This window comes from Gemmatimonadales bacterium, from assembly GCA_019637315.1.
Lineage (GTDB): Bacteria > Gemmatimonadota > Gemmatimonadetes > Gemmatimonadales > GWC2-71-9 > SHZU01.
In genome coordinates this window covers 50,601-65,399 of the sequence record JAHBVU010000010.1, presented here as the reverse complement: position 1 = coordinate 65,399, position 14,799 = coordinate 50,601, and the positions used below count along the sequence as shown (strand labels likewise).

At 66.0% G+C, this 14,799-nt stretch carries 15 protein-coding genes; 5 read left to right on the top strand and 10 right to left on the bottom strand.

The features are described from left to right. Positions 1 to 3 precede the first annotated feature (3 nt). The 4 genes from icd to KF785_11120 all read right to left on the bottom strand — a co-directional run bounded on the left by icd (position 4) and on the right by KF785_11120 (position 3,335). A complete protein-coding gene (gene icd, locus KF785_11135) occupies positions 4 to 1,221 on the bottom strand; it encodes an NADP-dependent isocitrate dehydrogenase (GenBank protein ID MBX3147313.1) in 1,218 nt (405 codons plus the stop codon). Then, positions 1,218 to 1,811, bottom strand: coding sequence for a YceI family protein (locus KF785_11130; protein ID MBX3147312.1), 594 nt, complete (start codon positions 1,809 to 1,811; stop codon positions 1,218 to 1,220). Before KF785_11130 ends, icd begins: the two co-directional genes overlap by 4 nt. A 20-nt stretch (positions 1,812 to 1,831) precedes the next feature. Next, positions 1,832 to 2,707 carry a sulfurtransferase gene (locus KF785_11125; GenBank protein MBX3147311.1) on the bottom strand — a complete coding sequence of 292 codons (876 nt, stop codon included), beginning with the start codon at positions 2,705 to 2,707 and terminating at the stop codon, positions 1,832 to 1,834. A 73-nt stretch (positions 2,708 to 2,780) separates the two neighbouring features. Further along, positions 2,781 to 3,335, bottom strand: a complete 555-nt coding sequence (locus KF785_11120; GenBank protein ID MBX3147310.1) for a hypothetical protein — start codon at positions 3,333 to 3,335, stop codon at positions 2,781 to 2,783. A 66-nt stretch (positions 3,336 to 3,401) separates the two neighbouring features. Between KF785_11120 and KF785_11115 the strand changes: the two genes are divergently transcribed. Further along, entirely contained in the window at positions 3,402 to 5,012 is a 1,611-nt protein-coding gene (locus KF785_11115; GenBank protein ID MBX3147309.1) for an O-antigen ligase family protein, read from the top strand. Positions 5,013 to 5,021: 9 nt separating this feature from the next. Here KF785_11115 and KF785_11110 read toward each other — a convergent pair whose 3' ends face one another. Together KF785_11110 and sseA are read right to left on the bottom strand one after the other, a co-directional pair. Further along, positions 5,022 to 5,258 carry a hypothetical protein gene (locus KF785_11110; protein MBX3147308.1) on the bottom strand — a complete coding sequence of 79 codons (237 nt, stop codon included), beginning with the start codon at positions 5,256 to 5,258 and terminating at the stop codon, positions 5,022 to 5,024. A gap of 196 nt (positions 5,259 to 5,454) precedes the next feature. Continuing rightward, entirely contained in the window at positions 5,455 to 6,306 is an 852-nt protein-coding gene (sseA, locus tag KF785_11105; GenBank protein ID MBX3147307.1) for a 3-mercaptopyruvate sulfurtransferase, read from the bottom strand. Between the two features lie 58 nt (positions 6,307 to 6,364). Here sseA and KF785_11100 point away from each other — a divergent pair, with 58 nt between their 5' ends. After that, positions 6,365 to 6,778 (top strand): SufE family protein, encoded by a 414-nt coding sequence (locus KF785_11100; GenBank protein MBX3147306.1) that lies wholly within the window; start codon positions 6,365 to 6,367, stop codon positions 6,776 to 6,778. Between the two features lie 17 nt (positions 6,779 to 6,795). Here KF785_11100 and serC read toward each other — a convergent pair whose 3' ends face one another. The 4 genes from serC to KF785_11080 form a co-directional block, all read right to left on the bottom strand. Then, a complete protein-coding gene (gene serC / locus KF785_11095; GenBank protein MBX3147305.1) occupies positions 6,796 to 7,887 on the bottom strand; it encodes a 3-phosphoserine/phosphohydroxythreonine transaminase in 1,092 nt (363 codons plus the stop codon). An 11-nt stretch (positions 7,888 to 7,898) separates the two neighbouring features. Continuing rightward, the gene (locus KF785_11090; GenBank protein MBX3147304.1) at positions 7,899 to 9,125 is read right to left on the bottom strand and encodes a DUF1015 domain-containing protein; all 1,227 of its coding nucleotides are present in this window, start codon (positions 9,123 to 9,125) and stop codon (positions 7,899 to 7,901) included. A gap of 85 nt (positions 9,126 to 9,210) precedes the next feature. Next, positions 9,211 to 10,671 (bottom strand): beta-lactamase family protein, encoded by a 1,461-nt coding sequence (locus KF785_11085; GenBank protein ID MBX3147303.1) that lies wholly within the window; start codon positions 10,669 to 10,671, stop codon positions 9,211 to 9,213. 209 nt (positions 10,672 to 10,880) lie between these two features. Then, entirely contained in the window at positions 10,881 to 11,093 is a 213-nt protein-coding gene (locus tag KF785_11080) for a hypothetical protein (protein MBX3147302.1), read from the bottom strand. A 75-nt stretch (positions 11,094 to 11,168) separates the two neighbouring features. Between KF785_11080 and KF785_11075 the strand changes: the two genes are divergently transcribed. The 3 genes from KF785_11075 (at position 11,169) to KF785_11065 (ending at position 14,752) form a co-directional block, all read left to right on the top strand. After that, entirely contained in the window at positions 11,169 to 11,444 is a 276-nt protein-coding gene (locus KF785_11075; GenBank protein MBX3147301.1) for a DUF485 domain-containing protein, read from the top strand. Next, positions 11,441 to 12,997, top strand: coding sequence for a sodium/solute symporter (locus KF785_11070; protein ID MBX3147300.1), 1,557 nt, complete (start codon positions 11,441 to 11,443; stop codon positions 12,995 to 12,997). The genes KF785_11075 and KF785_11070 overlap by 4 nt, the downstream gene beginning before the upstream one ends. A 135-nt stretch (positions 12,998 to 13,132) precedes the next feature. Continuing rightward, on the top strand, positions 13,133 to 14,752 hold the full coding sequence (locus KF785_11065) for a beta-lactamase family protein (GenBank protein ID MBX3147299.1): 1,620 nt from the start codon (positions 13,133 to 13,135) through the stop codon (positions 14,750 to 14,752). The last annotated feature ends 47 nt before the right edge of the window (positions 14,753 to 14,799 follow it).

The window sequence follows — 14,799 nt, the reverse complement described above, 5'->3', positions numbered from 1 at the left end:
GGGTCAGAGGTTCTCGACCATGGCCTCTGCAAACTCGCTGGTCTTGAGCAGCGTGGCCCCATCCATCAGACGATGGAAATCGTAGGTCACCCGCTTCTGCGCAATGGTCTTGTCGAGCGACGCGATGATCCGATCCGCAGCCTCGGTCCAGCCCAGGTACCGAAGCATCATTTCGCCTGACAGGATGACCGAGCCGGGATTGACCTTGTCCTGATTGGCGTACTTGGGGGCGGTGCCGTGGGTCGCCTCGAAGATGGCATGACCGGTGACGTAATTGATGTTGGCCCCCGGCGCGATCCCGATGCCGCCCACCTGCGCGGCAAGCGCGTCCGAGACGTAGTCGCCGTTCAGGTTGAGGGTGGCAATCACGTCGTACTCCGCCGGCCGGGTCAGGATCTGCTGCAGGAATGCGTCCGCAATCACATCCTTGATCACCAGGCCACCGGGCAGCTCGAGCCAGGGGCCGCCGTCGAGCTCCTTGCCGCCATACTCCTGGCGCGCCAGCTCGTAGCCCCAGTCCCGGAAGCCACCCTCGGTGAACTTCATGATGTTGCCCTTGTGCACCAGGGTCACACTCTTCCGGCCGTTCGCGATGGCGTAGTCGATGGCCGCGCGCACCAGGCGCTTGCTGCCTTCTTCCGAGACCGGCTTGATGCCGAGCGAGCTCGTCGCGGGAAAGCGAATGCTCTTGACGCCCATCTCGTTGATCAGGAAATCGCGAAGCTTGGCAACTTCGGGCGTGCCGGCCCGGTACTCGATACCCGCATAGATGTCCTCCGTGTTCTCACGGAAGATCACCATATCGACATCCTGGGGTCGCTTGACCGGCGAGGGCACCCCCTCGAACCAGCGCACCGGGCGCAGGCAGGCATAGAGGTCGAGCTGCTGGCGGAGCGCGACGTTGAGCGAACGGATCCCGCCACCCACCGGCGTCGTCAGCGGACCCTTGATGGCAACCAGCCGCTCACGAATGACGGAGAGGGTCTCGTCCGGCAGCCAGCTGTCGACCTGGTTCTTGGCCTTTTCACCCGCGAGGACCTCGACCCAGGCGATCCGCCGCTTGGTACCGTACGCCTTGCTCACGGCCTGATCGAAGACATGCTGCGAGGCTTTCCAGATGTCAGGGCCGGTGCCGTCGCCCTCGATGAACGGAATGATCGGGTCGTTCGGCACAACCAGGCGCCCATCGGCGCCCATCGTAATCGGGCTTCCGGTGCTCATTGCCGCACCGCCGCCACGTTGATGGTGATCTCGACGTCATCGCCGAGCACGTTGCTGCCCTCGGCAACCCGATTCCACCGAACCCCGTAGTCGAGCCGGTTGACCGTGGTCGAGGCCGAGAAACCGATCCGCTGTTTCTGCGGTTCGGCCGGGCCGACGACCCCGTTGTAGCTGCCCCTGAGCACCACCGACCGGGTCACCCCGCGCATGGTCAGGTCACCGGTAACCGTCAGATCCGAACCCGAGACGTCGACCTTGGTGCTCTTGAAGGTGATGGCCGGGAAGCTGTCGGCTGCGAAGAAATCGGGCGACCGCAAATGCTTGTCCCGGTTCTCGTTCTTGGTATCGATGCTGGCCGTCTGAATGGTCACCTCGACCGACCCGCCTGAAAGGTCCGCAGGATCGACCGTCAGCACGCCGTTCCAGGACCCAAAGGTCCCCGAAACGCGGGAAAGGATATGACGAACGCGAAAAGAAAGTTCCGAATGGCTGACGTCGATCTTCCAGCTGACCGCCGTCATGCGCGGGGACGCCGAAACCGGGGCAGGACCGCTCGCCACGGCGGCGACCAACAGCGCTGACAACATCATACTTCGCTTCTCCAGGATGATTAAGGACGTTCGATCGGGACCCGAACCGAATTCCCCCACTCGGTCCAGGACCCGTCATAGTTTCGCACTACGGGGTAACCCAGTAAGTAAGTCAGGACGAACCAAGTATGCGAGGACCGCTCGCCGATCCGGCAATAGACGATGACATCGTCGTCCGGGGCAAAGCGATGTTCCCCTTCATAGATGGCCCGGAGCGCCTCGGCCGACTTGAACGTGAATGTCTCCGCATCGACCGCGCGAGCCCAGGGCACATTGGCCGCTCCCGGGATGTGGCCGCCGCGCAGGGCGCCTTCGTTGGGGTAGTCGGGCATGTGCAGCCGCTCGCCCCGGTACTCCTCCGGACTCCGGACGTCGATGAGGCGACGGCCCGCCTGCAAGTGCACCAGCACGTCGTCGCGAAAGGCGCGAATGACCGGGTCACGACGGTCGCCGACCTGGACATCACCGGCGGAACGGACCGGTACCTCCGTGTCGAGTTCCCTCCCCTCGGCCACCCAGAGCTGCCGGCCGCCATCCATGATCCGGATGTTCTCGAGCCCGAAGAGGCGAAATACCCAGAAGGTGTAGGTCGCCCACCAGTTGTTGCGATCGCCGTAGATCACGAGCGTGCTGTCGGCCCGAATCCCCTTGGCCCGCAGGAGCTGCTGCATCCGCGCCGAGTCGAGATAGTCCCGGACGACCCCGTCGTTGAGTTCGCTGACCCAGTCGATCTTCACCGCCCCGGGAATGTGGCCGGTGTCGTAGAGCAGCAGGTCCTCGTTCGACTCCAGCAGCACCACGCCGGGATCATTGAGATGCTCGGCCACCCATTCGGTACTGACGAGTACCTCGGGATGGGCGTAGCCCCGGCTCCGGATAGCAGTCTTGGTTGCCATTCCTTCTCCCCTCGTCGCAGCGGAAATACGACTTTTTTAGTCGGAGTGTCAAGGGAGCCGACAGGGCGATCCGTCAGCTCCCGCCCAGCAGGTCGTCGAGTACGCGATCGACAACTTCCTTGGCCTTACCCTCGACGACGGTCCGGAGCACATCCGCGGCTTCCAGTCCGAGGTTGTCGGGATGCTGTCGATCCCTGGCAAAACGGACGATCTGGCCCAGAAAAACCATGCCCTGCCCGCCGGACACGCCCTCCAGCCCCTCAAACGCACCGTTGGCCGGGTCCGGCTCGGATTCGGCCACCGCGTCCTCAAAACGGGGCACGGAGGCCGCCCACGGCTCGGCAGGCTCGGACGACTCAGTCTCAGGCACCGGCACCACGGCAAAGAGCCGGCACTGGAGCCCCGGCGCCTCTTCCTTGGCAGCCAGAACGAGGGGCACCGGACCGGCCAGCAAGCCCCGCTCCTCGATGAAATCCGCCGCCTCAGGGGGTACCGCACACCGGGCGACCAGTCGGTCGTTGAGAAAGGTGCCGAGCCCGATCATGCCGTCGGGGACGCGATCATCTTCGATGCGCCGCACCACGATGGGAATCGGTCGGTCGGTCGTCGCCAGTACCAAGTCGGTCATACTTGGCAATGTAAACAGGTCCCGGACAGGTTGACGCGGTTCCATCCTCGTCTACAATGGGGGGCCATGCCGCTCGGCTCAGACCCCCTATCCCCTCCTCGTCCCGCCGGGACAATCGAACATCGCGTTGCCGCCACGGCGGTGGCCCTGGTGCTGGGAATCGGCACCCTTGCCGCCACTCTTGCAGTGGTAGCGTCTCCCCTGTTCGACCTGGACCGCTTCACAGTGCCCAAGGAAACGGCGCTGCTCGGATCGGCACTGCTCGCCGGGCTGCTGATCCTGGCCCGGGTTACTACGCTCCGGTTGGGCGTGGTCGACCTCGGCCTGGCGGCGGTAGTTGCCACCAGCGCGCTCTCGGCGCTGCTGGCCGCCAACGGCTGGAACTCGGCCCGAAGCTTCGGAGTCATCGCGGGCGGTGCCACGGTCTTCTGGGCCAGTCGATTCGTCGCGGGACAGATCGGACGGCGCTTTCTGCTGGGCCTCGTCGTGCTCGCCATCGTTGCCGCGGCGTCGACCGGATTGGCCCAGGCATACGGATGGTCCTCGCCGCTCTGGGCCGGCACCCGCGCACCAGGCGGCACGCTGGGCAACCGCAACTTCCTTGCGCACCTTGCGGTCATCGGCGTACCACTGGCCGGCTGGCTGCTGGTCCGCGCCCGAAGCTGGCTTGGCAGCGGCGTGGCGGTGCTTGGCCTGGCGGCGCTTCCAGCGGTGATCGTGCTGTCGCGGTCGCGCGCCGCGTGGGTCGGACTGGCAGCGGTGGTGCTTGCGGCGGGACTGACCCGCCTGGTCGCCGGTCGTGCGGGGGCCGCCCCCCTCGGCGGGCGGCTCCGGTTGGGACTGTTCGCCATAGGGATCGGCGTCGTGGCCGCCTTGCTGCTGCCGAATCGGCTCGACTGGCGAAGTGACTCGCCCTATCGGGACTCGCTCCGCGGCGTGCTCAACTACCGAGATGGGTCGGGCCGCGGGCGCCTGATCCAGTACCAGAACTCCCTCAACCTGGTGCGCACCGACCCGCTGCTGGGCGTCGGCCCCGGCAACTGGATGGTCGCCTACCCGCTGGTGACGACCGCAGGTGACCCGTCGTTCGCGGGCAACGATCCGATCCCGACCAATCCCTGGCCGTCGAGCGACTGGATTGCCCTGCTGACCGAGCGGGGCACTCTGGGCGCCCTGACCTGGCTGGGGTTTCTCGGGGCCCTCATGACCGTGCTGCTGCGGAGGGTCAGGGACCCTGACCAGACCGCTGCGAGCGTTGCTGCAGTCGGCGTGGTGGCCGCCGCGGCCAGCCAGGGCGCTTTCGACGCCGTGCTGCTGTTGGCCGCACCAACCCTGGTCACCATGATCGGGCTTGGCGCGCTGACACCGGTTACCCGCGAGGTCACGGCCATCCCGCTCGCGGGACGCCGAGGGCGGATCCTGGCCGGCTTTGCCCTTGTGCTTGGTGCGCTGACAGCCAAGAGCGTCGGACAGCTTGCGGCCATCGAGGCGGCCGGCACGGGATACCCGGTTTCACAGATGCGCGAGGCCCTGCGCTACGACCCGGGCAACTACCGGTTGCATCTGTTCGTCGCCGGCCGGACCGGCTGTGACGTTGCGCTTCCCCACGCGCGCCGAGCGGCTGCGTTGCTCCCCAACCACAGCAGGCCCAAGCAGCTGCTCGCTCGCTGTCGATAGCCGGGCCCGCTACTCTCGCGGCTTGCTCGGCGTGTCGCCCTGACGCTCGGCCTCGGCCTGCTGCTCCCGCCAGGCACGACGTTCCGTCGGCCCCTTCTCCTTGCCTGAGGACGCGCGCCCCGTTTCGAGTGCGCTGCTGTCACCATCGGCCTGCGGGTCGGGACGAGGCCCTGCTGTCCGCTCGGCCTTCCCAGCCGGGGTGCGATGAACCTTCGCGGGCGTGCTGCGTGTCTGTCGACCTGGCATAGTCTCCTCCTCGTGGAAGGCCTCGGATTCGGGAGGCCGCCAATGCAAAGCGGGCGACACCGTCACGACTCAATCGTGACGCCATCGCCCGCATTCTCTGGCCGCGACTTCCGACCATCAACCGGACACTTTCAGCTTACCCCTCTCGACCAACCGATGCAAGCGCGAAAACCGGGCAGTCCGACGAAGGCAGACGCTAGGCCGGGCCCGTTTCGATCGGCGTGTCGTCGCGACCACCCCATTCTGCCCATGACCCGTCATACACGGCATAGTCCCGATGCCCGGCAACCTCGAGCCCCAACGCGAGCGCCGCCGCCGATACGCCGGACCCGCAGGTTGCGATGACCGGCTTGGCGAGGTCGATGCCGACCGACTCGAATCGGGCTTTGAGCTCCACCGGCGGAAGCAGGCGCCCCGAGCCATCCAGTACCTGCGCAAAGGGCAGATTCTTGGCGCCCGGGATATGGCCGCCAGCCAGGCCAGGGCGAGGCTCGGGTTCCCGCCCTTCGAACCTGCCAGCGGACCTGGCATCGACGAGACCGATCGCGGGGTTCCCGACGGCCGAGCGTACCTGAGCGATCGAACGCACCAGGCGGGGCTCGACGGCTGCGCGGAATGTGGCCGGCGGGCGGGTGGCATCACCGGACTCTTCTGCCCGCCCTTCAGCACGCCAGCGCGTCATCCCGCCATCGAGCACGGCGACCCGCTCATGGCCGAGCACCCGGAAGTGCCACCAGGCCCTGGGAGCGCTCAGGTTGACGCCGGAACCGTCATAGACGATCACGGCATCGGCATTGCTCACGCCGAGCGCCCCAATCCGCTGAGCGGCCTGGTCGGGTGGCGGCAGCATGTGTGGCAGCGACGACGACGCGTCGGACATCGCTTCCAGATCCCAGAACAGCGCTCCGGGAATGTGGCCGGCGCGGTACTCCCGCAGCGGATCGCGATTCATCTGCGGCAGGTACCAGGAGGCATCGAGGACCACCACACCCGGCTGTCCCAGGTGTTCTGCCAACCAGTCGGTACCCACCAGGGGTACGGGAAGCATGATGGCCATCGACTGCCTTCCGGATAGATTGCGGCATGACTGAACTTGCCGGGCTGCCATGCCGATCGACAAGCTGATTCGGCGTTTTCAGGCCGCCGACCGTGAGACCCGCCTCGAAGCGCTGCTCGACGCGTCGCGCAAACTGCCCCCCGTTCCGGACGCTCTGAACGCGGCGGCCGACCGTGAGAGCCATCGCGTAACCGAATGCCAGACGCCGGTATTCCTCTGGCTCGAACGGGAAGGCGACGCCCTGCGGCTTCACGCCGAGGTCCCGCGGGAATCACCCACGGTCCGGGGATTCGTGGCCCTGCTCCAGCGAGAACTCGACGGCGGACCCATCGCGGCCGCCCGCGAGCTGCCAGCCGACCTGCTGCACCTGCTCGGCCTGGACGACGCGTTGGGCATGCTGCGGAGTCAGGGCCTCGCAGCGGTGGTGCAGCGGATCCGCCGGGGCGCCGCCCGCCTCGAGTAGCCGCGGCTGCCGACTGCCTAACGATTCTCCTGCTCGAATCGCTTCATGAAGTCGACCAGCGCCACGACGCTTGCTCTCGGGCATGCGTTGTAGAGGCTGGCGCGCATCCCGCCCGCCAGGCGGTGGCCTTTGAGCCCGACCAGGCCCCGTCGCTCGGCCTCGGCACAGAAGGCAGCCTCTTCCGCCTCGGTTCGGGCCCGAAAGCAGACGTTCATTGCCGACCGGTCCGCAACCGCGGCCGTCCCCCGGAAGATGGCGCTGCCATCGAGGAAGTCGTAGAGCAGGCGCGCCTTCTCGAGGTTCCGTTCCTGCATTGCCGCCAGCCCGCCCGCATCACGGATCCAGGCGAGCACCTGCCCCACGAGGTAGATCGCCATCGTAGGGGGCGTGTTGTAGAGCGAGTTGGCGTTGACGTAGGTCCGGTACTGCAGCATCGTCGGCAGCGTACCTGGCGCCCATTCGGCCAGATCGTCCCGAATGATGACCATTACGATACCGGACGGACCGAGGTTCTTCTGCGCACCAGCGTAGACGAGGCCATAGCGGCTCAGGTCGATCGGGCGGCTGAAGAGGTCACTCGACGCATCCGCCACCAGGGTCGCACCACCCGGCACCGGCGGCTCGGACGCCCACTGGGTTCCGTAGATCGTGTTGTTGGTCGTCAGGTGAACATAGACCGGGTCTGTGGAGTAGCGGATTTCGCTCGTCGGAGGGATTGCGGAGTAGCCGCTCGCCTGCCCCGTCACGGCGGTGTGCACCGTCCCGAACTTGCGAGCCTCGTCCAGCGCCTTCTCGGACCAGACGCCGGTGACCAGGTAATCGGCCGTCCGCCCGGCGCCGAGCAGGTTCATCGGCACCATGGCGAACTGCTGCGATGCACCGCCCTGGATAAACAGGATCCGGTAATTGTCGGGAATGCCCGCCAAGCGGCGTGCCTCCGCGTCCGCATCCGCCAGGATCCGTTCGAACAGTTTGCCGCGGTGGCTGTGCTCCATGATGCCGACGCCGGAACCACCGATGTTCCAGATGTCCTGCTGGGCTTTGCGCAAGACGGGCTCGGGCAGCACGCCCGGCCCGGCATTGAAGTTGTGGATCCGATCCGACGGCATGCGGCTGGGTCTCAGTCGAGACTGTGAATGAAGAGACCGCTCTTGAGCTTGGGTTCGAACCAGGTCGTCTTGGGTGGCATGATGCCGCCCCCATCGGCGACGGTCATGACCTGGTCGATGCGTACCGGGTGGAGCAGAAAGGCTATCGCGGCCTGACCTCCGTCGACCAGACGCTCGAGCTCGCGAGCTCCGCGAATCCCCCCGACAAAATCGATTCGCGGATCGGTCCGGATCTCACCGATACCGAGAATCGGCGCGAGCACCCGATCGTAGAGCAACTCGGCATCCAGCGACTTGATCGGATCCTGCTCGTTGATGGTCGTCGGGTCTATCGCCAGGCGGTACCACTGCCCGGGCAGATACACTCCGAACACCCCGGGCCCGGTCTCGGGAGCGGCAGGGACCGGGTCGAACGACCCCAGCCCGGCCAGCTCCGCCCGCACGCCGTCGATCGGCTTACCGCCGAGATCCCGAACCACCCGATTGTAGGGCATGATCGAAAGCTGCGCAGCTGGAAAGAGGACCGCGAGAAACCAGTTGTACTCTTCGAGCCCGCTGTGCCGGGGGTTGGCGGCCCGTCGTTCCGTCCCGGCGCGCCACGCTCCGGCCGATCGGTGGTGCCCATCGGCAACGTAGGCGGCCGGAACGCGGCGGAAGGCGTCGAGATACGGGTCAGCGTCGCGAATCAGCCAGACCCGGTGACGCACTCCGTCGTCCGAGGTGAAGTCGTAGACGGGCAAGCCGCGCATCACGTCGGCGTTGAGCCGGTCGAGATACGGCTGCCCCTCATAGGTCAGAAAGACCGGCTCCGCATGCGTGTTCGTGACCAGGACGTGGCGGGTCCGGTCGTCTTCCTTGTCGGGCCGCGTCCGCTCGTGCTTCTTGATGACATCCTGCTCGTAATCATCGATATGGACGCAGCCGACCACGCCGGTCTGGGAGCGGCCATCCATGACCTGCTCGTAGAGATAGAGCGACGGATCCCGATCCTGCAGCAGGGTTCCGTCGCTCATGAAGGCTTTGAGATTGTCGCGCGCCTTGAGATAGACGCGCTCGTCGTACGCCGACAGATCCGCCGGCACATCGATATCCGACCGGCAGATGCGCAGAAAACTGAACGGATTGCCTTTGGCCAGCTCGGCTGCCTCCGCCCGGTCGACCACGTCGTAGGGCGGCGCGGCAACCCGGGCGGCAACGGCGGGGTCAGGCCGCCACGCTCGGAACGGTTTGAGACGAATCGGTCACTCCCGGACCCGCAGGGCCCCTGGAAGGTACGAACAGTGTCCTCGAACCGTGCATCCTAGCGGGCGGCCTTTTCCTCCGTCAAGGGCGAGTGCCGCGTGTAAAGACGACGTTCCTGACTCGGCCGCCCGAGACCCGGAACCCGGTCACCTTGCCGCCGGTTCGGACAAATCGAATCGTCCCCGGGCGCTGTGCCTGAAAAGCGTCCTGGTACAGGGGCCGCATCGGGAAGCTGCCGTGCTTGTAGGTCTTGACGACCAGCCCGCTGTCGCCCTGCTCGATCCGATAGCTGACCCGAAGCTCATCGCTCCAATAGTCGCCGACGTATTGGGCCAGTGCCGCACGATTGGGCTCGAAGGGAGCCATCCTCACCAGCGAATCCGCCAGCTTGCCGCCGTCAAGCACGCGAAGGGCGACCGGTGCGCCACCCGCAGGGCCCACGAACACGCCCTCATTGCCGCCCATCCGGATCCTGGAATCGTCGATTGCGTTGACTGGAAAGCCGGGCCCCATCGGCCCCAGCACGAGCTTGCCTTCGCGAACGCGAAAGACGGTGGCCAAGTCGGAGCGCGAGGAACGATAGGTGCCCGCGATGGCCTCGGCCCGCGCTCCCGTTACCTCCTTCGGCTCGACAACCGGAGCCGGCGCGAGCTTGTCGCCGATCACGATGTCCGCCACGCCCCGCGAGAGGACGTTGGGCGTCGCTGCCGCAAAGTTGCACGCCACCGCGACGTCCAGCCCGTGGGCCGGGAACCGCACCACGTCGGCCCGGTAGCCAGCGTCGGCGCCGCCATGCCCCAAGGCCGGAGTGCCCCGGTAGGTTCCCACCGACACGCCGTAGCCGTAGTTGATCGAGCGGCCATCGTTGAGCACCCCCGACGTCTCAGCCTCGCGCAGCAGCGCTTTGCCATAGACCTGGCCGGTCTCGAAGTTGTGCTGCCACTTGAGCAGGTCTTCGACCGTGGTAAAGAGGCTGGTGGCGCCGTGGGTGTCGAACTGGGGAATACTCGACTTCCAGACCCCGTTGACCTCCTGATACGCCGCCGTGCGCCCGGGAACCACGAAGGTGTGGTCGTCGTGCACATGAGTCCGCGTCATGCCGAGCGGCTTGAAGATGCGCTCGTCAGACAGCGCCCGCAGCGACTTGCCCGCAATCCGCTCCGCGATGACGGCCAGCAGCGTATAACCACCGTTGCTATAGATCCACTCGTCGCCGGGGTTGAAGTTGAGGGCCTTCTGCCGCACCAGGATGTCCATCACGTCGTCATTGGTGAACAGGTCGGACGGGTAGCGCCATCCGGCGTAGCCCAACAGTTCCCAGTGATCGCGCACCCCGGCGGTATGGTACATCAGCTGGCGTACCGTGTAGCGCGGATGCTCAGCTGGCAGCTCGGGAATATGCTTCCTGACGTCGTCATCGAGCGAGAGTTTGCCGTCCTGAGCCAGCCCGGCCACCGCAATCGCGGCAAACTGCTTCGAGACCGACGCGACGTGGAAGATCGACTGCGGGGTGATCGGGGTCCCCTGCTGGAGGTCGGCCATGCCGTACCCGCGAAGGTAGACCGGCTTCCCCCCCCAGCCCTACACCGACCGCGCAGCCGGGCCGGTTGGTGCCGTCGAATCGAGCAAAGACGCTGTCGATCCCGCGAATCTGCGCAGGGGTGAGCGATTGCGCCGCCAGCGGCGCCGCGCCGAGTGCGGCCGGGAGGAGAAACGACAGGAGTCGTCGGGTCATGGAGTACCTGAAGTTGTTAACGGGAATCGTTGCGCAGGATGGCGCCGTGCTTCATCACAAATAGGACACTTCGCAGGGCCGAGACGTTGGGTAGCGGATCGGCCCGCGGAGCGAGGACAACGAGCGAGTCCACCGGACGAGACGGCTCCGAACCGGCCGCCTGAGCCGCCAGCAGCACCGGCCACGCCGTATTGATCAGGCTGCTCAAGCCGACCGCCCGCATGCGCATCGTTGCTCAAGTGTCGGGGAAGCGGTAACGTTAGCCCGGTTTGCCCTGCCACCCAAGACCACCAAGCTCATCGATATGTCAGAACCGCTCCGGGCCCTGGCCCGAACCCGCTGGCGCGTTGCAATCGGGCTCACAGCCCTGATGATGCTGATCTACTTCGGCTTCATCCTGCTAGTAGCCTTCGACCCGGCCCTGATGGCCCGACTGCTCGTGCCTGGACTCAGCCTCGGCATTGCCGTTGGGGCCCTGGTCATCGTCGCGGCCTGGATCCTGACCCTGGGCTATGTGGTCTGGGCCAACCGCCGCTACGATCCGGAACTCGCCCGGCTCCGCAAGGAGGCCGAGCGATGACCCAGGAACCAGTGACCACCGCCATCGGCAGTACCAACCCGGTTGCGATCGGTTTCTTCCTCGCCTTTATCTCGCTGACTCTGGGCATCACCTACTGGGCTGCCCGGCGCACCAAGACAACCGAGGAGTTCTACGCCGCCGGCCGGTCGATCAGCGCGGGTCAGAATGGCTGGGCCCTCGCCGGCGACTACATGAGTGCCGCCTCGTTCCTCGGCATCGCCGGCCTGGTGGCGACGACAGGCTTTGACGGGCTGATCTACTCGACCGGGTGGCTGGTCGGGTGGCCGGTGGTGCTCTTCCTGATCGCCGAGCCGCTCAGGAATCTTGGCAAGTACACCTTCACCGATGTGGTCGCCCTCCACCGACGCTCCAAGCCGATCCGCGTGGCAGCCGCAATCGGTACCCTGGCGACCGTGACGCTCTATCTGATTGCCCAGATGGTCGGCGCCGGCGGCCTGATCCGGTTGATGTTCGGCATCAGCTACGAATCCGCCATCGTCCTGGTTGGCGCCGTGATGATCCTGTACGTCCTTGCCGGCGGCATGATTGCGACGACCTGGGTTCAGATCGTCAAAGCCGTCCTGCTGATCTCGGGTGCAACCATTCTTGCCGGCCTCGTCCTGCTCCGATTCGGGATGGGCCCGACCGCGTTGTTCTCGGCCGCGGCCGATCGATTCGGCCCGGGCGTCCTGGCTCCCGGCCGGCTCGTTACCAATCCCTGGGACGCGGTGTCGCTTGGTATGGCGCTGATGTTCGGCACGGCCGGGCTGCCGCACATCCTGATGCGCTTCTTCACGGTGCCCGATGCGCAGGCAGCGAGAAAGTCGGTCTTCTATGCCACCGGCCTGATCGGGGCGTTCTACCTGCTCACCTTCGTGATCGGCTTCGGCGCGATGGTGCTGGTGGGGCCCGACGCCATTCGCGGCGTCGATGCCGGCGGTAACATGGCGGCGCCACTCCTGGCCGAGGTCCTCGGCGGGACGGCATTCCTTGGCTTCATTGCGGCGGTGGCCTTTGCGACAATCCTGGCGGTGGTGGCCGGCCTGACGTTGTCGGGAGCGGCAGCGCTCTCACACGACCTCTGGGTCAACGTCGTGCGGGACGGCCATGCTACCAATCGGGAACAGCTCGGCGTGGCGCGCGCCGCCACCATCCTGCTGGGCGTCGTGGCGGTGCTGCTGGGTATCGTCTTCAAGGGACAGAACGTTGCCTTCATGGTGTCGCTGGCCTTTGCCATCGCAGCAAGCGGCAACTTTCCGGCGCTCTGCCTGGCCGTGTTCTGGCGGCGTGCCACCACGAGCGGGCTGCTCGCCAGCATGACTATCGGCACCGCCACAACCCTGGTGCTGATCTACCTTTCGCCTACCATTCAGGTCGATATCCTCGGCAATGCTTCCGCGCCGTTTCCGCTCAAGAACCCGGCTGTCATCACCATTCCGCTGTCGTTCCTCGTTGGCGTCGTCGCATCCTTGGCCACGCAGCGGAGGAGCCAGGACGAGATTGTCCGGTTCAACGAGCGCGAGCGCCAGATGCACTGGGGCGACGGCGCCTGACCCGGCCGTGGGGGTAATACGCACTACGCCTGACCGGTGCTGGGTCCGTTTGACCCAGCACCCGCCTGACCCGGCGCGCTGGCACAGCCTGATTCATTCGGACATCTTTGGAAGACTCTTCTTCCTGGATGCCCAATGTCTCACGTTACCAAGGCAGCCGTGCTTGCGGTGGTTGCTGCTGCGGCAGCAGTGCCACTCAGCGCCCAAACGGCCGCACTGCTCGACTCGACCTTTCGCGAATGGAACAGCACCTCCGGCCCAGGCTGTACGGTCGGGGTCGACTTCAACGGGCAACGCACTACCCGCTCCTACGGGATGGCCAACCTCGAGTATGGGATTGCGCTTCGGCCCAACTCGATCGTTGAGTCAGGATCGGTGGCCAAGCAGTTCACCACCGCGGCGGCGGCGTTACTGCACATCCGCGGTCGGTTGAGCCTCGACGACGACATCCGCAAGTACCTGCCAGAGCTCAAGGACTTCGGCACCAGAATTACCATCCGGCAGCTTTTCAACCATACCAGCGGGCTGCGTGACCAATGGGCCCTGCTCGGCCTTCAGGGGATGGGACCGGGTCAGGCGGTCCACACCCTGCCCTGGATCCTCGATCTCGCGTCACGTCAGGAGGACCTCAACTTCACCCCCGGGAGCCGTTTCCTCTACAGCAACATGGGGTACGTCCTCTCTGCCATCATCATGGAGCGGGTCCTCGGCGAACCGTTTGCCCGCTTTTCGGAGCGCGAGTTCTTCGCGCCGCTCGGTATGACGCAGACGCAGTGGCGCGACGACTACCGGCGGGTCGTGCCGGATCGAGCCACCGCGTACTCCCGCGAGGGCAACGTCTGGGTGCAGGACATGCCCTTCACGATGGTGCACGGCAATGGCGGCCTCCTCACGACCGTCGAAGACATGCTGCGCTGGAACGAGGCGCTCACCAAAGGCACCATTCCGGGCGGGACCGAGCTGGTTCGGCTGCTCGAAACGCCTCCGACCCTGACCGACGGCACCACGATTCGCTACGCCCTCGGCCTGAGCGTCGACGATTTCCGAGGCACCCGGATGGTCAGCCACGGCGGCGCCACAGCCGGCTATCGCACCCACCTTGCGCGCTGGCCGGATCGACAGCTGTCGATTGCCGTCTTCTGCAACGCAGCCCAGGCCAACCCGAACGACCTGAGTAACAGGATTGCAGGCAGCCTGTTGAATCTTCCTGCCGGTCGCCAGGCGCCCTCGGCGCCGGTTGCGATCAGCCGGGCAGACCTGGAACCGCTTGCGGGGGTTTATCGGGACTCTACCAACGATGGGATCGTCCGTATCACCGTCACCGGCGACGGACTCACCGCGGCCCCGGGCGGCCGGCTGATCCACCTCGGCGACCGGCGCTTCTGGAATGCCAACGCGGGGGAGCTGCGCTTCGTTGCCGCTGGATCCGCCTGGCGGCTGGAACGGCCGCAGGACGGCTGGGGACATTTCGCACGTGACGAAGAACCGGGGCCAGTTCGCGCCAGCGATTACGTCGGTCGCTACCACAGCCCGGAACTCGAGATTACGCACGAGGTCGCGTTGGACTCAACGGGGGCTTTGACCCTGACGATCCGACGCGCGGGCACCCTGCCGCTCCGCCCCGCCTATCGGGATGGGTTTACGGTAGGCGGCGGCCGGACGGTCCGCTTTGTTCGCGACCGCCGCGGCAATGTGACGGGCCTCAAAGTTTACGCCGGCCGAGCCCTTGGGGTTCGTTTCAACAAGGTGCCGTAGCGAACAGGGCGGCTTTCGAGGGAGCCAATAATGAGAGGGGCGGATCG